The sequence below is a fragment of the Winogradskyella pulchriflava genome (assembly GCF_042434315.1).
Lineage (GTDB): Bacteria > Bacteroidota > Bacteroidia > Flavobacteriales > Flavobacteriaceae > Winogradskyella > Winogradskyella pulchriflava.
Genome location: NZ_JBHLTQ010000003.1, coordinates 254,201 through 274,995, shown reverse-complemented (window position 1 = coordinate 274,995; position 20,795 = coordinate 254,201). Strand labels below are relative to the sequence as shown.

Genomic DNA, 20,795 nt, shown 5'->3' with positions numbered 1-20,795 from the left:
ATTGCCACGTCCTATGTTTTCACAATGACATATACTTTTTATATTCGCATAAAATTAAAAAGTTATGCTCAAAGCAGTATTATTTGATATGGATGGTGTTATTGTGGACACAGAACCACTGCATCGTAAAGCTTATTTCAATATGTTTAATGATGTGAATATTAAAGTTAATGAGGAATTATATGCGTCATTTACTGGGCAGTCCACAATCAATATATGTAAAAGACTAGTAGATCATTTCAAGTTGGAAGATTCACCAGAATACCTAGTGAGCCTAAAGCGAAAACACTATAAGTTTTTATTTGAAAATGATGACGAACTCGCATTAATAGATGGTGTTTTAGAGCGAATAAAGGACTATCATGCTAATAACGTTACTTTAGTTGTTGCATCATCTGCTTCTATGAATGGCATTAACCAAATCTTTGAACGTTTTAATCTCAATCAATATTTTAGTGCAAAGTTTAGTGGTGCAGATTTAAAGAAGTCTAAGCCACATCCAGAAATTTTTATCAAAGCCGCTGAATCTACTGGTTTTGATAAATCTGAATGTATGGTAATTGAAGATTCTACAAATGGCATAAAAGCTGCTAGTGCAGCTGGTATTTACTGCGTAGGTTTTAAGAGTGAGCATTCCACAGGGCAAGATTATTCTTTAGCAAATACTATAGTTTCTAGCTTTGAGGAGGTTGCATACGCTAAGATTGCTCATCAAATTTAAGATGACTCGCTGTACTTTTTCTGAATCTGTCGCACAACATTTGCGATGTTTTCATCTTTTTGTTGAGACGATATAATTATTGGTGGCACCACCCTTTCATTGCAATCACTTATGGTACAGCGCTCGCACGTAACACCAACTTTTTTGTTAGGAATCGATTTACTTTCAGCGAAATTAATTTTACGTCTAAATTGAGTATTAATTTTAATACCAATGCTAACACTTCTGAAGCTGTTAGATTTAAAAGGGTCTGCTGTGGCTGAGGACAGAACTAGATAACTTTTATCTTCTTCAGGATAATTGGATATTTGAAAATCGAACTCATGAGGCTTATTGCTATTACTTATTTGGTCTAGTACCTTTAACGAAACCCAACGTCTGCAATAATGTTCCTCAGTTTCGTTAGCGTGAGGAGATTGTTGTTTAAATAGGTGTAATTCTTTATTCAATTTAAAATGGCTTGAACCTTTTTGATGTGAAAACCTTAAAAAGAATAAACTTTTAAGATTAAAATGCTTGGGTAAAACATTAGTTAAGCGTTGGTATATTGACTCAGGTGAAGCATTGTAATTATTAATAATGCGTTCAAAATCTCTGGCTTTAAATGATTTTTTTGAGAATAAAGATTTTAAGTCTGTAACCAATCGTTCCTTTGGTATAATTAAAGCGCCTGCAAAATATGATGCATAAAAATTATTGAGCACTTGATCAAAATTTTCAAATTTAATCCAAGAAAATGTATAAAGACGCTCAGTTATTTTTAAATAGTTATAGGCGATTTCCTTGGCGTATATAAAGGTTTTTTGAGCATCATCTATATTTTTGGCAAGTAAAAGTGTTTTGGTTTTGGGTACAAAAACGGAACGTAAATTGTCCAACTCTGTATGTGATGCTAATTCGGATGTGTTAATTGTGTAGTTATACTCTTCCACTAAAATTTCTTCCAATTCATTTGATTTTAGAGGTTGAGTCAAATCCACCTGATACGTTTTTGCAAAAGCTATAACAGATTGCTCTAAATCATCAAAATAATTATTGTTAGCTTCTTGAAACGACCTTAAAGATGCTAAATAAAAACTTTCTTTACTAAAGCTGTAATTCTTTGCAATTTCAATAATCGTACTGATAAACGCTGTCACTTTAGACGGTGCATTAGATATAATATCAATCATTGTACTTTCTTGTATGCCGAATAATTCCAAAGGAATTTCTTTAAGCAACTTAGATTGTAAAATTTCACCAATTGGCGCTAAGTTTTTGTCTAATTTCAATGACACCATTTCATCATAAGGCACATCCAGATGCTCAGATAATGCTGCAATTTTATCTGGTTTCGGATATTTTTTTCCTTTTTCTATTTCATTAAGATAGGATTTTGAAAGTCCAGATAATTTTGAAAGTCCAAATAACGAAAGCTCTCTGTCTACGCGGATTTGCTTTAGTTTTAACCCAAATATTAATTTGATATAATCTTGTTCCATAAAAACAAATATAATACAATTTGCGAACTTTTATAAAAAGCGAAAAAAAATATTTAGCGAACGTTCGCTTGTTTTTTTGAAAAATAGATTGTAACATTGTGTCATCAAAATATTATAAAATGGAAATATTAGCAACAACACAACAAAAAATGAAATTTTCGCCTGAGGTGACCAATTTCTACCCAGAACTTTTAACGGAAGAAGCTATAGAGTTTCTTACCGTATTACACCAGGAATTCAATGCATCTCGTTTATCGTTGTTAGAACAAAGAGAGCAGCAACAACTTTTGTTTGACAAAGGTGGTTTTCCATCGTTTCCCTCCGAGACAAAAGCCATTAGAGAGTCCGAATGGGTTGCTGCTGAAATCCCTAATGATTTATTGGATCGACGTGTGGAGATAACTGGTCCTGTAGATCGTAAAATGGTCATAAATGCTCTAAATTCTAATGCTAAAACTTTTATGGCAGATTTTGAAGATAGCAATGCTCCAAGTTGGAAAAACACATTAGAGGGTCAACAAAATTTAATAGATGCTAATAATAAAACCATTGCGTTGGTTGATGAAGCTAGAGGTAAACATTATAAACTTAACGATAAGACAGCTGTTCTTTTAGTAAGACCAAGAGGTTTACATTTAAATGAGCGCCATCTGTTTGTGAACGGACAGGAAATGTCAGGAAGTTTATTCGATTTTGGATTGTACGTATTTCACAATAGCAAACCATTGATTGCTAAAGGTTCTGCACCCTATTTCTATTTGCCAAAATTAGAACATTATTTAGAGGCACGATGGTGGAATGAAGTTTTTGAATATGCTCAAAACTATCTAAATATTCCAAAGGGAACTTTTAAGGCCACTTTGCTAATAGAAACTATAACGGCAAGTTTTCAATTAGATGAATTTATATATGAGCTTAAAGATCATATTGTTGGTTTAAACTGTGGGAGATGGGATTATATCTTTTCGTACATCAAAAAGTTTAGAAATCATGCTGGATTTGTAGTCCCAAATAGAGATCAAGTTAATATGACTACACCATTCATGGCAGCATATTCTAATTTGGTGATTCAGCGTTGTCACAAAAGAGGTATACATGCCATGGGAGGAATGGCAGCGCAAATTCCGATTAAAAACAATCCTGAAGCCAATAAAGCGGCACTCGAAAAAGTAAGAGTAGATAAAGAACGTGAAGCAAAAAATGGTCATGATGGTACTTGGGTTGCACATCCTGCATTAGTGGAAGTGGCTATGAAGGAATTTGACAAATATATGCCAACTCCAAATCAGATTTTCAATAAGTGTGAAGACATTGAAGTTACCGAAGCCGATTTAGTTGAATTGCCACAAGGAACAATTACAGAAAAAGGTATTCGGAAAAATATTAATGTAGGTATTCTTTATCTCGAAGCTTGGTTAAGAGGACATGGAGCTGTAGCGCTTTATAATTTAATGGAAGATGCAGCAACAGCTGAAATATCTAGAACTCAAGTCTGGCAATGGTTGAAAAATGAAGTTTTTTTAGAGGATGGAAGAATTTTTAACCAACAATTATTTGATGAATTGTTTGACGATGAAGTGGAAAAAATAATAACTGAAGTAGGAGAATCTAAAATTATAAATACCAAGTTTTCTGAAGCGATTACACTTTTTAAACGCTTGGTAACACAAACAGAATTTGAGGAATTCTTAACGCTTTCCGCTTATAAATATATTTAAAAAAAATGTCTCGCAACTACTGGAATAGATTACGAGACCTAATTATCAAAATTTGGAATAAACATTAATAATCAAAACAAAATTATGAAAAATTTACCACAAAGTAACTATCGTTCTGCATTACAAACCGTAAGAGATCTTAAGCAAAAGTATGGACAAACTTGGAATGCAATTAACCCAGAAAATGCAGCTAGAATGATTGCTCAAAACCAATTTAGAACTGGTTTGGATATTGCAAAATACACAGCAGCTATTATGCGAAAAGATATGGCTGAGTATGATGCAGATGCTACAAATTACACACAGTCTTTAGGATGTTGGCATGGGTTTGTGGCGCAACAAAAAATGATTGCTGTTAAAAAGCACCACAAAACAACTAGCAAACGCTATTTATATCTTTCAGGATGGATGGTTGCGGCATTGCGTTCAGAATTTGGACCTTTGCCAGATCAGTCAATGCACGAGAAAACAGCTGTTCCTAGCTTAATAGAAGAAATTTACGATTTCTTGCGTCAAGCAGATGCCATTGCCTTGAATGATTTATTTAGACGACTTGAAAACGGTGAAAATGTACAACATGAAATCGATAATTTTGAAACACATATTGTTCCGATAATTGCAGATATTGATGCTGGTTTCGGAAATGAAGAAGCAACTTATTTATTAGCTAAAAAGATGATTCAGGCTGGCGCATGTGCTATTCAAATTGAAAATCAAGTTTCGGATGCTAAACAATGCGGACATCAGGATGGAAAGGTAACTGTACCTCATGAAGATTTTATAGCAAAATTAAATGCTGTGAGATATGCTTTCTTAGAATTAGGAGTTGAAGACGGGATTATAGTCGCTAGAACTGATTCTGAAGGTGCTGGCTTAACTCAAAAGTTACCTGTAAGTCAAGAACCTGGTGATTTAGCTTCTCAATATTTAGCTTATGTTGATGCAGAAGAAGTGGCTATTGAAAATGCAAAAGAAGATGATGTTTTACTGAAAAGAGATGGTAAATTAGTGCGTCCGGTAAGATTAGCAAACGGTTTATACAAATTTAAGGACGGTTCTAATATCGATAGAGTTGTACTAGATTGTGTAACAAGTTTACAAAATGGTGCCGATTTACTTTGGATTGAAACACCAACTCCAAACGTAAAACAAATTGCGCATATGGTTAACAGGATTAGGGGAGTAGTACCTAATGCTAAATTGGTTTATAATAATTCTCCATCATTTAACTGGACGTTGAATTTCCGAAATCAAGTTTATGACGAAATGCTTGCAGAAGGTGAAAATATGACAGCTTATGATAGAAATAATTTAATGGATGCTCAATATGACAATTCAGAATTATGCCATAGAGCAGATCAAAAAATTAAAACGTTCCAAATAGATGGAGCAAAAGAAGCAGGTATTTTTCATCACTTAATAACATTGCCAACGTATCACACAACAGCATTGCACATGAATGATTTAACCGAAGGTTACTTTGGAGAAGAAGGCATGTTGGCCTATGTAAAGGGAGTACAGAGACAAGAAATAAGAAAAAGTGTGTCTTGTGTTAAACACCAAAGAATGGCAGGCTCTGATCTTGGTGATGATCATAAAACATTTTTTGCAGGAGAGAAAGCTTTAAAAGCAGGAGGTGAGAATAATACTTCTAAACAATTTGAAATGGACGCAAAGAGTACTATAGTAAAGAAAAAACTTAGTGTAGTGGCGTAATCTAAATTACAATTTGTTTCATATAATTGAGACATAATTCATTTAAGTTAACTATTGTAGATAAAAAAAATCCTCAGTAATAACTGAGGATTTTTTAGTTTATTTTAGTGAAAGGTTCTATCCTTCAAATTCAAAGTCTTCATCTCCATTACCTTCATTTGCTCTTCCTGAGCCTTCACGTTTTTTCAATTGCTGATTGAATCTATAGATTAATGATAAATTTATTTGTCGTTGTCTCCATTGATTTTCGCTATAACGCTCAAAGAATTCTGTTGTAGTTGTAGCTTGTCTTTTTCTTGAATTCAGTAAATCACGTACGTTTAAAGATACGGTAAGATTATTATCAAATACCTCTTTGCTAAATGCCAAATCAATAGACATAATACCATCTGTATCTGACTGTGCATCTTGCCTAGCACCTCTATAGTTCGCATTAGTTTGCCAGTCAATTTTCCCAGGTAAAGTTATTTTTGAGCTAAATCGAGCAAACCAACTTGTGTTTTTTGTACTATAATCAACACCATTAAATTCTCCATCGGTTTCAAACTGGAAAAAGTTAAAACTAGTGTTTAAGCGTAACCACTTATTAGGATTATATAACATGCCTAATTCAGCTCCAGTACGTTTGTTAGATGACAAATTAATAGGTATAGTTCTAATGATGTCTATTCCATCTGTTGTTTGCTGTCCTGTATTTTCTTCAACGCGCTCAAACGAGTCTGTTTCATGCTGATAGTATATAGAACTTGTTAGTGTAAATTTATTCCAACGTTTTAAATACCCTAAATCGAATGTACTTGAAAAGGCAGGTTCTAAATTAGGGTTACCCTGAAATACATTAGTTCTACTTGAACGCGATGGAAATGGATTAACAAACCATCCACGTGGCCGATTAATTCTTCTATTAAAACCTAGAGTTATACTTTCTTCATTATCTGAATCTACACCGCTTAAATTGTATATTAAGTTTACTGTTGGAAATAACCCTAAATAATTATTGTCAAAATCTGTATCAATTGGAAAACCAAAGGCTTCAACTAATTCTTCGTCGGTTAAACGCGAATCAATTTCTCCTTTTAATTGAGTATGCTCTAATCGTAAACCAAGTAAAAACGAAAATTTACCAAATTTTGTACCATACTGACTGTAAACAGCATTAACATTTTCGTTATAGTCAAAAATATTGGAAATAGTATCATTAACTACCAAATTACCAGTATCAAGGTCTTCTTGATCTAAACGATAATCTGTAACCTGATTCTCTAAATTACTTCTAAAACCAGCCTCAAATCTTGAGTCTTCTCCAATAGGTAATACATAATCAGCTTGAATTAAATACTCCTTTTGATCTTCATTGGTAATTTCTTGTTCAATCTGGAAAGGCTCAGGATCTATTTGATCTGTTATTATGTAATTTTCATTTAAATAAGTTGAACCTTCTTCTGCATCATTTTCAAATTGAAAATCTGCTGTTAATTTATGGTCGCTATCATCTCCAAATCTTTTAACATAATTCAATGAGATTTGATAGCTATTATCTTGTTCAACTTCTTTTTCACGTCTTAGAGTTTCTTCAACAATAGAACCGTTATTAAAGCGCTCGCTCTCATTTAATGATAAATCCGCGTCGCTACCAAGTCTATAAAAAATACTTCCTGTGATTGAAGACGATTCATTTAGAAAATATTCCATACCGAGGTTAGCATTATAATTTCGGTTAAGTCGCTCTACATCCTGAGTTTCTCGAATTCTTCTATATTCTGGTTCAACAGTTGATCCATCAATAACTCTATCGAAATAAGTAACATCGTTAAAACTGTTCCTTGGAGCGTCAAAATAGCGCCAGCCGAAATTAGAAAACAGATTGTACTTTTCTGTTCTGTAATTTAGATTTGCAGAGAGTCCAATATTATCTGGATTTCCTGCAGTTAAATTAATTGAACCATTAAAACCTAAAGTTTCTTTTTGACGTAAAATAATATTTAAAATTCCTGCAGTTCCTTCTGCATCATATCTTGCAGATGGAGATGTGATAACTTCTACACGCTCTATTGCTTCAGCTGGTAATTGACTTAATATATTTGAATCACCAAAACCTGCCATTGCAGAAGGCTTTCCATTTATTAAGATTCTAACATTTTCATTACCACGAAGACTAATTGCACCTTCAATATCTACAGTTACTGACGGTACATTGTTTAAAGCGTCACTTACAGTTCCACCAGCTGTAGTTAAATCTTTACCTATATTATATACTTTTTTATCGAGTTTTATCTCTACCGTTGTACGTTCTGCTACAACCTCAACTTCGCTGAGAGATTCAATATCTAAAGCAAGAGCTACTGTTCCAAGATTTATATCTTCAGTAATATTTTTATCAAAGTAGTTTTTAGTTTTGTAAGAGATATATTCTACAGAAATATCATAAGTTCCTGCAGGTAACTCTACTTTAAAATTACCTTTTGAATCAGTAATACCTCCATCAACAATTTTATTGTCTGGTTTAGTTTTAAAAGTAATAGTAGCATATTCTAAAGGAATATTGGTGTCTTGCTCAACTACAGTACCTTCAACTTTGATATCATTTTGAGAAAATGATAGGTTAAAAAAAGAGAGTAAAATTAAAAAAGGTAAACTTATTTTCATGTGGTCTTATTTAAGGTCACAAAAATAAACTTACCTATATTGTATTCGGTTAATCTTTTGTTAAATGGAAATATTTTAACAGTAAATTGTCAAAGTTTTAAAGCATTAGTCTTTGTTTTTTCTTCGTTTCTTTTTTTTCTTTTCTTTTTTAACTTCACTTTCGTCAAAATTACCTTTAATCATTTCCTTAATCTTTGTCATATCACCTTCAGAAATGAGTTCTTTGAGTTCAACAAAATGCGTGTCATCTAACTCTTTTATAGCTTGTTCACGATCAAAATGATGTTCAAAATTTGTTTTGAATATTGCCATTTTGGCATCGTAATAAGTATCTAGATTTTGTCTTATAATTTCTTTCTGAAAATCATCTGCTTCTAAGGTAGAAAGGAAATTAGCAACAAACTCGTCTCTACGTTCTTTCATTAACCTATTACGTTTTTCTATATCTTTTTCTGTAGGTTGTCTATTTGTTTGAGGAATGCGGTCATTCATATTGCGACCTATTTGCCCAAAGGCACTAAAGCCGATAAACAAGGCAATAATTATAAGTGCTGATTTTTTCATATGTCTAATTATTTAGATAATGTTTTTAATAGATTCTGGAGGCCTTCCTATAGTTGCCTTTTTGCCATTAACTACAATTGGTCTCTCTATTAATTTAGGATGCGATATCATTGCTTCAATAATATCTTTATCAGAAAGTGTTTTACCTTTGTAGTCAGATTTCCAAATGGCTTCGTTTTTCCGTACCAAATCTAAGGGTTTTATACTTAATTTGGAAATAATAGCCTCTAAATCAGCTACTGTAAGTTTGTCTTCTAGGTATTTCACTACGTCAAACTCTTGATTAGATTCTTCTAGAATTGCTAATCCTTGTCGAGATTTTGAACACCTTGGATTGTGATATATTTTAATCATAATTTATATATGAATTGAATATGTTTTTAGTTGATCTTTCAATACTTCTGGAGACTCAAAATGTATGCCATTAATACCTAATTGGTTCGCTGCTTTGATATTTCTTAGGTTATCATCAATAAAAATTGAATGTTCTGGCTTAATATTAAAACGATCTAAGGTGAGTTGGTAAATTTCAGGAAATGGTTTCCTAGTTTTCTCTTCACCCGACACTAAAATACCATCAAACCAATGTAAAAATTCAAAACGATCTAACGCAATAGGAAAGGTTTCTGCACTCCAGTTGGTTAAAGCGACTACCTTGTATTTAGGATTGTCAATAAAACTTTTTAAAATTGAAACTGTTCCTTCAATTGCTTCACCCAACATTTCAACCCATCTACCATAAAACATTCGGATTAAGTCTTCATACTCTGGAAACAGTTTAACGCGTTCTTCAGTGGCTTTTTGCAAGGGATAACCAGCATCTTGGTTTTCGTTCCAATCATTAGTACAAATGTTATCAAAGAACCATTTCATTTTTTTTTCGGTCTCCATTAAATACGTCTAAATAAACATATTCGGGATTCCAGTCTATTAAGACTCCTCCTAAATCGAATATTATGGTATCTATATTTTTCATTTATAGCTTACTAGTATTTTCTTCTTTTTGTCCCATCATCATTAAATAGGCTTTTAAGAACGGTTCTAAATCACCATCCATAACAGCATCAACATTTCCTGTTTCGTGTGCACTTCGTACATCCTTTACTAATTTATATGGATGCATTACGTAATTACGGATTTGACTTCCCCATTCAATTTTCATTTTTCCAGCTTCAATATCTTCACGCTGTGCCATTTGTTTTTGCAACTCTATTTCATACAATTGCGACTTTAACATTAGCATAGCTCTTGCTCTGTTATCGTGCTGAGAACGTGTTTCTGAACATTGAATTTGAATACCTGTTGGTTTGTGTAACAACTGAACTTTAGTTTCTACTTTGTTTACATTTTGTCCACCAGCTCCACTAGAACGAGCCGTTGTAATTTCTATATCTGCAGGATTTATTTCTATCTCAATAGTATCATCTACTAAAGGATAAACATAAACAGAAGCAAAACTTGTATGGCGTTTTGCATTACTATCAAAAGGTGAAATTCGTACCAGTCTGTGTACTCCATTTTCGCCTTTGAGCCAACCAAAAGCATAAGCACCTTCAATTTCTAATGTTACTGTTTTTATACCAGCAACATCACCTTCTTGAAAGTTGAGTTCTTTTACTTTAAATCCACTTTTTTCTGCATACATAAGGTACATACGCATCAGCATACTTGCCCAATCGCAAGATTCTGTTCCACCAGCACCAGCTGTAATTTGAAGTACAGCACTTAAACTGTCTCCTTCTTCAGAAAGCATGTTTTTGAACTCTAATTTTTCAATAGCATTAACTGCGGCTTCAAAACGATTTTCTACATTTTCCATTGGAGCTTCGTCCTCTTTATAGAACTCGTAAATGACTTCTAAATCTTCAAAAAGTGTTTTAGCTTCATTAAAATCATTAATCCAGCTCTTTTTTTCACGAAGCGACTTCATAACCAATTCGGCAGATTTAGAGTCATTCCAAAAATTTGGGTCGAAAGTTTGTTCTTCTTCGTTAGCGATTTCTATGAGCTTAGCATCTAAGTCAAAGATATTGTCTAAGTGCGTCTAGACGGGAATTAAGATCTTTTATTTGATCTGATGTTATCATAAATTGTAGTAATTTCTGCAAATATAAGGTGCGATATTAAAGTGCCATAATTTTGAAACGGTTTTTTAGAATTTCCGTAGTTTTATGATTCAATATTTTTAACATGAAAAAATTATACTTTGTATTTGGCTTTTTGTTTTTAAGCTATCAATTTCAGGCACAGATTCTAGATAAAAAAGACCTTAAAACTTTTAATGGTTATTTCGACTTTTATTATGAAGAATCAACCGATAAAATTTATTTAAAAGTTGAAAAACTAAATGAAGAGTTTCTCTATGTAAATTCTTTAGCATCTGGTGTTGGTAGTAATGATATTGGGCTTGATAGAGGACAATTAGGGCAAGAGCGTCTAGTTTATTTTAAGAAAGCAGGAAATAAATTGTTGCTAATTCAGCCTAATTTAAAATATAGAGCTAATACTGAAAATGAGTTAGAACGAAAGAGTATAGAGCAAGCCTTTGCAAAATCTGTTTTATTCGGGTTTAAAATTCTTTCAGAAAAAGATGGTGAATATATGGTTGATTTTACACCATTTTTAATGGAAGACACTCATGGTGTTGCAAACCGTTTAAAAAGAGGAAAAGAAGGAACTTATAAAGTTGATGCCTCCAAAAGTGCTTTAGCATTAGAACGTACAAAAGCTTTTCCTGAAAATGTAGAATTTGAAGCTTTATTAACTTTTAAAGGCGAACCAACAGGAAGAAATTTAAGAAGCGTAACACCAACATCTTCTTTGGTGACTGTTATTCAGCATCATTCATTTATAAAATTGCCAGATAATAAGTATAAACCTAGAGCTTTTGATACACGCAGTGGTGCTATTTCAATGTCTTATATGGATTATGCGACTCCAATTCAAGAGGATATTAAAAAACGATTTATTATTCGTCATCGCTTAGAAAAGAAAAATCCAAACACTGAAGTTAGTGAAGCTGTAGAACCAATTATTTATTATCTCGATCCTGGTACTCCAGAACCTGTGCGTTCCGCTTTATTAGATGGAGCGCGATGGTGGAATGAAGCCTATGAAGCTATTGGATTTAAAGATGCCTTTCAGGTAAAAATGTTGCCTGAAGATGCAGATCCTATGGATTGCAGATACAATGTAATTCAATGGGTTCATAGAAGCACTAGAGGTTGGAGTTATGGTGCAAGTGTTGTTGACCCAAGAACTGGAGAAATTATAAAAGGTCATGTAAGTTTAGGGAGTTTAAGAATACGTCAAGATTTTATGATTGCTCAAGCATTAATGAATAAGCCGTTTGCCGAAAGTGATGATAATTACCAACCAATGTTAGAAATGGCTTTGGCAAGAATAAGACAATTAAGTGCACATGAAGTTGGACATACCATTGGTTTTGCACACAATTTTGCTGCAAGTACTAATAATAGAGCTTCAGTTATGGACTATCCTCATCCTCAAATCACAGTTAAAAATGGTAAAATAGACTTCAGTAATGCTTATGCTGTAGGAATTGGAGATTGGGATAAAGTAACTGTGGCTTATAGTTATTCTGAATTTAACGATAACACAAACGAAAAAGAGGCCTTAAATAATATTCTGAAGAAAGCACAAGATGATGGTTTACGTTTTATAACGGATTCTGATGCCAGAGCTGCAGGTGGAGCACACGCTTTAGCACATTTGTGGGATAATGGAAAAACGCCAGCTGAAGAATTGAATGCTGTGTTGCAATTACGTGAACAAGCAATAGAAAATTTTTCGAAAGATAATATAAGGAGTTACGAGCCGTATTCGGTTTTAGAAGATGTGTTTGTACCTTTATATTTCTATCATCGTTATCAAGTTGAAGCTGCTACTAAAGTTATTGGAGGTTTAGATTATAATTATGCTGTAAAAGGAGATGGTCAATTAATTACAAAATCTGTTAATGCTAAACTTCAATCTGAAACTTTAGAAGCTATTTTAAAAGCCCTTTCTACGAAAACTTTAGCAATTCCTAAGGATAAGTTAGAATTATTTCCGCCAAGAGCCTTTGGTTATAATCGAAGTAGAGAATCCTTTAAAGGAAAAACAGGAGTTGCGTTTGACCCTTTAAGTGCAGCTAACACAGTTAGTGATATGACTTTAAAATATTTACTGCATCCGCAACGTGCCAATCGTTTAGTATTACAAAAGAGTTTAGATGATGGTCAGTTGAGTTTAGAAGATGTCATTGATGCACTTGTAAAGCAGACTTTCGGAAAAACAGAAAAAGATGCATATTTATCAGAAATACAACAACAAATCAATGTTAATGTTTTAAAGTATTTGATGAATTTGGCAACTAATGATGAAAGTTATTTTCAAACTAAAGCCATTGCCAATAAAGCGATAAGAGATATAGCTCAGAAAAATATGGGAATGAATGCTGTTCAGTATCAATACAATTTAATGATTAAAGAATTTTACGAGCATCCTGAAAAATTTAAAATAGAAACTTCACCAAAAATTCCAGATGGTTCACCAATCGGTAGTGATGTTTGTAATTATAATTCAAATTAAAATATGATTATAGATTTAAGAAGCGATACAGTTACTAAACCAACAAAAGCTATGTTAGAAGCCATGTTAACAGCAGAAGTTGGCGATGATGTATATAAAGAAGATCCAACCGTGAATGCTCTAGAACAGCGACTGGCAGATATGTTTGGTATGGATGAAGCCTTGTTTTTTCCTACGGGAAGTATGGCAAATCAAGCTGCACTAAAATTGCATACCAATCCTGGAGAACAAGTTATTTGCGATAAGTATGCACATATCTATAATTATGAAGGAGGTGGTGCATCATTTAATAGTGGTATTTCTTGTAAGTTAATTGATGGTCACAGAGGTATGTTTACTGCAGCGCAAGCCGAAGCATCTATAAACCCACCAGACTTTTACCACAGTCCGTTAACATCTTTAATTGCTATTGAAAACACCACAAACAAAGGAGGTGGAGCTTGTTGGGATTTTGAAGAATTAAAGACTATTAGAAAAGTAGCAGATAAACATAATTTAGGCTATCATTTAGATGGAGCTCGAATTTGGAATGCTCTAATTGCAAAAGGGGAAAGCCCAAAACAGTATGGAGAGTTGTTTGATACGATTTCAGTTTGTTTAAGTAAAGGTTTGGGTTGTCCTATGGGTTCAGTGCTCTTGGGAAATAAGGAATTAATGAAAGGAGCCTTAAGGGTAAGGAAAATTTTAGGTGGTGGTATGCGACAAGTAGGTTATTTGGCAGCAGCAGGATTGTATGCTTTAGACCATCATATTGATCGATTAAAAGAAGACCATAAAAAAGCTGTTGAAATAGGTGAGGTGCTTTCAAACTTAAAAACAATTAAGAAAGTTGAACCTATTGAAACCAACATCATCATCTTTGAATTGAACGATGGAGTAGATGAAACACAATTCTTAAATAGTTTAAAAGAGAAAAGTATTTATATTATCGGTATGGGAAGCAATAAGCTGCGAATGGTAACACATTTAGATTATACAGATGATATGCATGAAAAGTTGCTGAGTTCACTGAAAGTATTATGATTTTAAGGGGATATCTATAACATATTAACGAGTATATTTAGAGTTAATGTGTATTACTTTTACTTTCGCCTTACCTAAATTTTAACCATGAAGCTTAGCATTTTAATTCCAGTGTATAATGTCGAAGAGCACATCGGCAATTGTTTAGATAGTGTAATTAATCAAGATATTCCAACTGAAGATTATGAGATAATTATTATAAATGATGGTTCTACGGATAGTTCGTATGAGATTGCTAAGGACTATGCTAATAAGCACAGTAATATAAGGCTTTACTCTCATGATAACATTGGTCTTTATGCTACTCGTAATAAGTTGTTGGAATTAGCAAAGGGGAAATATATATACAATCTCGATTCTGATGATTACATCGTTCATAATTCATTTGGTAAAATTATAAACACAGCTATTGAAACTGATGTTGACGTTTTAGGCTTTGATTACATTTCTACACCAAGAAAAGATATGCATGCATCCACTAAGGATGATAATATGCTTAATGTAGAAATAGAAAGTGGCAATCATTTTTTGGCAAATAATGCCTATCATGCCAATACGGTTTGGTGGTATATCATCAAAAGAGATTTTATGAAGAAACATGGATTAATCTTTGATGAAAATAATCCATTAGGAGATGGGCCATTTACTCTTAGAATACTTCATATGGCTGAACGAATGTTATATCTACCTGTAGATATACATCGTTATGTAATTGTTCCGACGTCTATTATGAATAGTAATGAACGGAAACATTTAACTAAGATGCTTAATAATTATATGGTGATTTTTGATCGTTATAATCTATTAGCTACGGATATTGCTAAAAAAAACGATCCAGAATTGGCAGATGTCATCCACAAAGTAGAACATTGGAGAGATGTTAATGTATATGTTATGTTTTATACATTAATTAAATCAGGAATATCGATTAGTGAAATAAATAACATTCTTCAAAAACTAAAAGAGATAGATGCCTACCCAATAAAAAACTTTATCGGAGAACGTTATAATTCCTTTAAACACAAAGCACTAATTTATATTTTTAACCATAAAATTTTATTTTATACTATATTGTTTCCTTGTAGACTACTTTACAGGTTTAGACTGTTAAACTTTTAAGGCACACTAATGAAGCTAAGTATAATTATTCCACTTTATAATTCTGGACATTTTCTTAATAAATGTATAGAAAGTCTACTAAATCAAGACCTAGACTCAAAAGATTATGAAATTCTAATAATCAATGATGGTTCTACGGATAACAGTTTGGAAGTCGCCTTAAAATTTGAAGAAAAGTATTCTAATATTAACGTACATACCAAAACAAATGGAGGTGTAGGGAGTGCAAGAAATTTGGGATTGTCTTTGTCTAAAGGCGATTATATTTACTTTATTGATCCAGATGATTTTATAGCACCAAACGTTTTGAAGTCTATTCTTGATGCTGCACAAAATAATTCGCTGGATATTCTAACCTTTTTATCGAGGAAGATAACGGATTCAAAATTATTTAATGTTACACCAGAAACTGAAAACATAGCGCTTTCTAAAATATCCACAGGTATAGATTACATAGCTGAAAATCGTTTTCAGAATGAAGTATGGTGGTACGTTATCAAAAGATCTTTTATTACGAATTCTAATATTAAGTTTATTGAAGACCGTTGGATGGAAGACGCTATAATTACCGCTCAGTTATTTATTGCAGCGGAGAGAATGGCAAAATTGTCTTTAGATGCTCACAGACATTTAATTGTTGAAGGTTCTGCTATGACAAGTAAAGAACCGCTTCACTACTTAAAAGTAATTGATGATAACAGAAACGCAGCAATTGTTTTTGAAGCTTTAATTGAAGATTTAGAATCAGAAAACGCGAATCCAAATTGTATTAAACGACTTAGGACAAGGCAGCAATCTTTTGTGTTCTTTATGATGGTCAGGATGCTTAAATCCACAATAAAGCTTAATGAAGTTAAGAAGGTAATTAATGATCTTTCTAAAACTAGTGCTTATCCTATGAATGCTTTTGTGGGTGAGGATTATAGTGGCATTTCCTATTCTATATTAGTAAAACTGTTTAATAAGAAAGGCTTGTTTTTTATCTTATTTAGATTGCTCAACCCTCTTTTAAGAAAGTAGATAAAACTATTCTCTATTCAAAATTGTGTTATATACACCTTAGTCTAACTTTTATTTGCGATTTAGACTTCTAATAGCTCATCAAAATAAAATACGTATCATATTAAAATTAAAAAAGGAGACAGTTACTGTCTCCTTTTTTTTAATCATTAATACTAAAATAGTTTTTAGTGTTAGGGATTATGTTTTTAATGGCAGATTACCACCACCAGCACCAGTGGTGAGGCGGTTCGTACTCACATAGCTCTCCACCTTGAGTACTGTGTCCACTAACAACTTCTACAACACCGCGTCTATATCCAGGACCGATATTTAGGTAGCAGTTAGTCTTAATTTTTGTATAGTAGCAGTTACCAACATAAATGTATACATAACTACCAAAAGTTCCATTAGAGTTAGAACCGTTTATTGTAAAGTTCTCGTTAGCTCCTACAACAGAATCAAATATCTTAGTAGCATAGCAAGTATTTTCATAACGTTGGTAAACTCTTACTCTGTAATCGTGATGCCAATCCCAGTTTAATGTTAAATCTGTAACTTTACCAATACAGTCATCACACTCTTCTTCAGCAAGTTCTAATCTAAAGTTGAAATCCATAGTGTATAATTTCTCACCAGTAGAAAGATCTGTTATCCAACCCCAAGTACTTAAACCTAAAGCTCCAATATTAGAATCATAGTTAGCACCACCTGGACCAATATGAGCTCCAAAATTTGGTGTATTAGGATCATTAGGATCTGGCATTTGAATTAATCCAAATGTACCAGTCATATCACAATCACCACCATTAGCAGTTAATGTACTTCTAGAGCCATCTATAACATAAAAACTCATGTCTTCTGAATTAGATGCATTACCAGCAGTACCTTCTTTTTTGTGGCCACCACCAATTGCTTCCCATTCAGCCCATGTCTTTTTGTCCATAAACCAAACGTCAACATCTACTACACATGTACCAGAAACTGTAGTTCCAACTAAATGAGCAGTACCATCTGTATACTCAGTAAAAACCATGTTGTCACCATTTACAGTGCTGTAGTATGATGAAGGACTATCATAATCAGTTCCAGTAATTGACCACCACATGTTAGATACTGGTTGTCCATCATTACTGTTAGGAGCTCTGTCAGCATCAACAACATTGTAAACTTTAGCTACATTTGGTGTATTTGTCATAGCTGCAATTGTAAGACCGTCACCTTTAATAATTTCACTGTCGGCAGTAAAAATAAGTTCTTTGTCTTCTTCGCCATCAGAGACTACGATACCATTTTCAAATCGTAATGCGTCTTGAGTTGGACCTTGCTGTTCTTCTTCAACAGAGTCACTTTTACACGATGCGAAAATGACAAGCATCGCTAGTAAGAATAATTTTGAGAATTGTTTCATAATAATAAATAATTAGGTTAATAGCATTAATAATGTAACAAATATAATTTTTAACAATTCTTTTTGTTTTTTTTTTAGACCAAATGCCAATCTTTCAGTTCTAAATAAAAGACTGTACAGTTGGTCGTTAAAAATAGTATTTGTTGGATAATTGTTTAGGGCTAACAAACTGATGTATAACAGATATGCCTAACAAATTCTAAAAATGAGGCAGGTAAAAAATTACTATTTAAAAATAGTATATATTGTTAATTAAGGAGTAAGAAAGAGGTTAGGTGATAACCTACTTAAACATATCCATGCCAGGTATATTTGGCATACCTTCTTTGGCAACAGCAGCGATTTCTGTTTCGTGTACATTTGAAGCTTTTTCAATAGCCTTATTAAGGGTCAATATCAAGTAGTCTTCAAGCATTTCTTTGTCTTGTAGTAATTCGTCATCAATAGAGATGGATTTAATAGTTCTATTTGCAGTAATAGTAACTTTAAGCTTGTCGTCATTACTTTTTTCGTCAATTAAAACGGTGTTTAGGCGTTCTTTAGTTTCTTCTACTTTTTTTTGGGCTTCTTTAAGTTTATTCATCATACCCATCATATCTCCAAACATAATTGTGTCTTTTAAATTATTACGCTTCAAAATTACTAAATTGCGCATCTTTTTAGAATAAATTTTTCATAAAACAAATGACAAAGATTTCAGAAGGAAAGCCACCAGTGGCAAAAAAGATTCCGCATAAGTTTGAAAAACATGGTGATATTAGGGTGGATAATTATTTCTGGATGAAAGACAGAGAGCATCCAGAAGTTATAAATTATCTGAATGCAGAAAACGAATATTGTGATGCGCAAATGGCACATACAAAGGATTTTCAAAAGGATTTGTTTGAAGAAATGAAAGCTAGGATAAAAGAAGATGATTCTTCTGTACCCTATAAATATAATGGTTATTGGTACATTACTAGGTTTGAAAAAGGTAAAGGTTATCCAATATATACACGTAAGAAGGATTCATTAGATAATCCTGAAGAGTTGTTGTTTGACTGTAACAAAATGGCTGAAGGTCATAATTATTTTAAACTTGTAGGAATTAGTATTAGTCCAGATAATAAGCTGGTTTCGTATGGAGTTGATGTTACAGGAAGAAGGAACTATACAATTCATATTAAAAATTTAAAAACTGGTGTTGTAGCAAAGGACAGGGTGTTGAATACTACAGGTTCTTCGAGTTGGGCAAACGATAATAAAACCTTGTTTTATGCTAAAAAGGATGAGGTGACATTAAGAGCTTATCAAATTTACAAGCATAGATTAGGTCAAAAGGAGAAAGAAGATGAATTAATCTTTCAAGAAGGGGACGACACTTTTGGTGTAGCTGTTTATAAATCCAAATCTAGAAAATATATTATCATAGCGTGTTATAGTACGCTTACCAATGAGTATCATATTCTTAACGCAGACAAACCTAACGAAAAATTTGAAGTGTTTCAGCCACGTGTAAGAGGCTTAGAGTATAGCATATCGCATTACAAAGAGCATTTTTACATATTAACCAATAAGGATAAAGCAACCAACTTTAAATTAATGAAATGTGCTGAAAACCACAGAGTTATAGAGGATTGGGAAGAAGTTGTTTCGCATAGAGAGGATACACTTCTCGAAAACATCGATATTTTCAAAGACTACCTGGTCATAAGTGAACGTAGAAATGGACTAAATGAAATACGCATTAAGCGATGGGACGAAACGCAAGACTACTATTTGCCTTTTGATAATGAAACCTATACAGCTTATACTGGCACTAATGTAGAGTTCGATACTGAGGTTTTAAGATATGGCTATAATTCCTTAACAACTCCAACCTCTGTTATTGAATTTAATATGCGTACTAAAACAAAAACGGTTTTAAAAGAACAGGAAATTTTAGGAGGAAAATTCAATAAAGAAAACTACGCATCAGAACGTATATGGGCCACAGCAAATGATGGCACAAAAATACCAATGTCTGTTGTATATAAAAAAGGAATTAAAAAAGATGGAACCAATCCATTATTACAGTACGCTTATGGCAGTTATGGTTCTACAGTTGATCCTTATTTTTCTTCAATTAGATTAAGTCTTTTAGATAGAGGGTTTATCTATGTTATTGCTCATATTCGTGGTGGAGAATATTTAGGTCGCCAATGGTATGAAGACGGTAAGTTATTAAATAAGAAGAATACATTTACAGATTTTATTGCATGCTCAATCCATTTAATTAAAGAGCGTTATACATCCTCAAAACATTTGTATGCCATGGGAGGTAGTGCAGGAGGTTTATTAATGGGTGCTATAATCAACCAAGCACCAGAATTGTATAATGGTATTATTGCAGCAGTTCCTTTTGTTGATGTTGTTACAACCATGCTAGATGATTCCATTCCATTAACAACTGGCGAATATGATGAATGGGGAAATCCAAACGATAAATTATTCTATGATTATATAAAATCGTATTCTCCTTACGATAATGTTGAGGCAAAAGACTACCCAAATATGTTAGTTACAACAGGTCTTAATGATTCTCAGGTGCAATATTGGGAACCGGCAAAATGGGTTGCAAAATTAAGGGACATGAAAACGGATTTTAATAAATTATATCTTAAAACTAACATGGATGCAGGTCATGGCGGTGCTTCAGGAAGGTTTGAAAGCTTAAAAGAGGATGCAGAAGAGTTTGCTTTTCTTTTCGATCTTGAAGGTATTTCAAGCTAATTAAAAAAAAAATGTTACTTTTGCGAGGTTTTAGGTGTCTAATAAATAATGAC

General features: G+C 32.9%; 16 protein-coding genes. 8 read left to right on the top strand and 8 right to left on the bottom strand.

What is annotated here, in order from left to right; genetic code table 11:
* The first annotated feature begins 64 nt into the window (after positions 1–64).
* The gene (locus ACFFGA_RS07385; RefSeq protein ID WP_386061857.1) at positions 65–721 is read left to right on the top strand and encodes an HAD family hydrolase; all 657 of its coding nucleotides are present in this window, start codon (positions 65–67) and stop codon (positions 719–721) included.
* Here the strand turns inward: ACFFGA_RS07385 and ACFFGA_RS07380 are convergent.
* On the bottom strand, positions 718–2,202 hold the full coding sequence (locus tag ACFFGA_RS07380; RefSeq protein ID WP_386061854.1) for a helix-turn-helix domain-containing protein: 1,485 nt from the start codon (positions 2,200–2,202) through the stop codon (positions 718–720). The two genes, ACFFGA_RS07385 and ACFFGA_RS07380, sit on opposite strands and share 4 nt — an antisense overlap.
* A gap of 119 nt (positions 2,203–2,321) precedes the next feature.
* Between ACFFGA_RS07380 and aceB the strand changes: the two genes are divergently transcribed.
* Positions 2,322–3,920, top strand: coding sequence for a malate synthase A (gene aceB / locus ACFFGA_RS07375; protein WP_386061851.1), 1,599 nt, complete (start codon positions 2,322–2,324; stop codon positions 3,918–3,920).
* A gap of 84 nt (positions 3,921–4,004) precedes the next feature.
* Positions 4,005–5,636 carry an isocitrate lyase gene (locus ACFFGA_RS07370; protein WP_386061848.1) on the top strand — a complete coding sequence of 544 codons (1,632 nt, stop codon included), beginning with the start codon at positions 4,005–4,007 and terminating at the stop codon, positions 5,634–5,636.
* Positions 5,637–5,753: 117 nt separating this feature from the next.
* Here ACFFGA_RS07370 and ACFFGA_RS07365 read toward each other — a convergent pair whose 3' ends face one another.
* The 5 genes from ACFFGA_RS07365 to prfB form a co-directional block, all read right to left on the bottom strand.
* Positions 5,754–8,282 carry a TonB-dependent receptor gene (locus ACFFGA_RS07365; RefSeq protein ID WP_386061845.1) on the bottom strand — a complete coding sequence of 843 codons (2,529 nt, stop codon included), beginning with the start codon at positions 8,280–8,282 and terminating at the stop codon, positions 5,754–5,756.
* Between the two features lie 105 nt (positions 8,283–8,387).
* Entirely contained in the window at positions 8,388–8,846 is a 459-nt protein-coding gene (locus ACFFGA_RS07360) for a hypothetical protein (protein WP_386061842.1), read from the bottom strand.
* Positions 8,847–8,858: 12 nt separating this feature from the next.
* Complete coding sequence (gene arsC, locus ACFFGA_RS07355) at positions 8,859–9,200, bottom strand: arsenate reductase (glutaredoxin) (RefSeq protein WP_386061839.1); 342 nt, start codon at positions 9,198–9,200, stop codon at positions 8,859–8,861.
* 3 nt (positions 9,201–9,203) lie between these two features.
* Positions 9,204–9,737, bottom strand: coding sequence for an HAD family hydrolase (locus ACFFGA_RS07350; protein WP_386061837.1), 534 nt, complete (start codon positions 9,735–9,737; stop codon positions 9,204–9,206).
* Positions 9,738–9,822: 85 nt separating this feature from the next.
* Positions 9,823–10,933 (bottom strand): peptide chain release factor 2 gene (gene prfB, locus ACFFGA_RS07345; protein ID WP_386061834.1). Its coding sequence is split into 2 segments (ribosomal slippage): positions 9,823–10,869 and positions 10,871–10,933, totalling 1,110 coding nucleotides; the frame shifts between segments, so codons are not numbered across the junction.
* Between the two features lie 103 nt (positions 10,934–11,036).
* Between prfB and ACFFGA_RS07340 the strand changes: the two genes are divergently transcribed.
* The 4 genes from ACFFGA_RS07340 to ACFFGA_RS07325 all read left to right on the top strand — a co-directional run bounded on the left by ACFFGA_RS07340 (position 11,037) and on the right by ACFFGA_RS07325 (position 16,601).
* The gene (locus ACFFGA_RS07340) at positions 11,037–13,439 is read left to right on the top strand and encodes a zinc-dependent metalloprotease (RefSeq protein WP_386061831.1); all 2,403 of its coding nucleotides are present in this window, start codon (positions 11,037–11,039) and stop codon (positions 13,437–13,439) included.
* 3 nt (positions 13,440–13,442) lie between these two features.
* Entirely contained in the window at positions 13,443–14,462 is a 1,020-nt protein-coding gene (locus ACFFGA_RS07335; protein WP_386061828.1) for a threonine aldolase family protein, read from the top strand.
* 87 nt (positions 14,463–14,549) lie between these two features.
* Positions 14,550–15,581 (top strand): glycosyltransferase family 2 protein, encoded by a 1,032-nt coding sequence (locus ACFFGA_RS07330; protein WP_386061825.1) that lies wholly within the window; start codon positions 14,550–14,552, stop codon positions 15,579–15,581.
* A gap of 9 nt (positions 15,582–15,590) precedes the next feature.
* Entirely contained in the window at positions 15,591–16,601 is a 1,011-nt protein-coding gene (locus ACFFGA_RS07325) for a glycosyltransferase (RefSeq protein ID WP_386061822.1), read from the top strand.
* Positions 16,602–16,800: 199 nt separating this feature from the next.
* On the opposite strand, the gene ACFFGA_RS07320 is transcribed toward ACFFGA_RS07325, so the two are convergent.
* Together ACFFGA_RS07320 and ACFFGA_RS07315 are read right to left on the bottom strand one after the other, a co-directional pair.
* On the bottom strand, positions 16,801–17,991 hold the full coding sequence (locus ACFFGA_RS07320; protein WP_386061819.1) for a hypothetical protein: 1,191 nt from the start codon (positions 17,989–17,991) through the stop codon (positions 16,801–16,803).
* Between the two features lie 283 nt (positions 17,992–18,274).
* On the bottom strand, positions 18,275–18,598 hold the full coding sequence (locus ACFFGA_RS07315; RefSeq protein ID WP_386062417.1) for a YbaB/EbfC family nucleoid-associated protein: 324 nt from the start codon (positions 18,596–18,598) through the stop codon (positions 18,275–18,277).
* Positions 18,599–18,675: 77 nt separating this feature from the next.
* Between ACFFGA_RS07315 and ACFFGA_RS07310 the strand changes: the two genes are divergently transcribed.
* Positions 18,676–20,742 (top strand): S9 family peptidase, encoded by a 2,067-nt coding sequence (locus ACFFGA_RS07310; RefSeq protein WP_386061816.1) that lies wholly within the window; start codon positions 18,676–18,678, stop codon positions 20,740–20,742.
* Positions 20,743–20,795 lie beyond the last annotated feature (53 nt).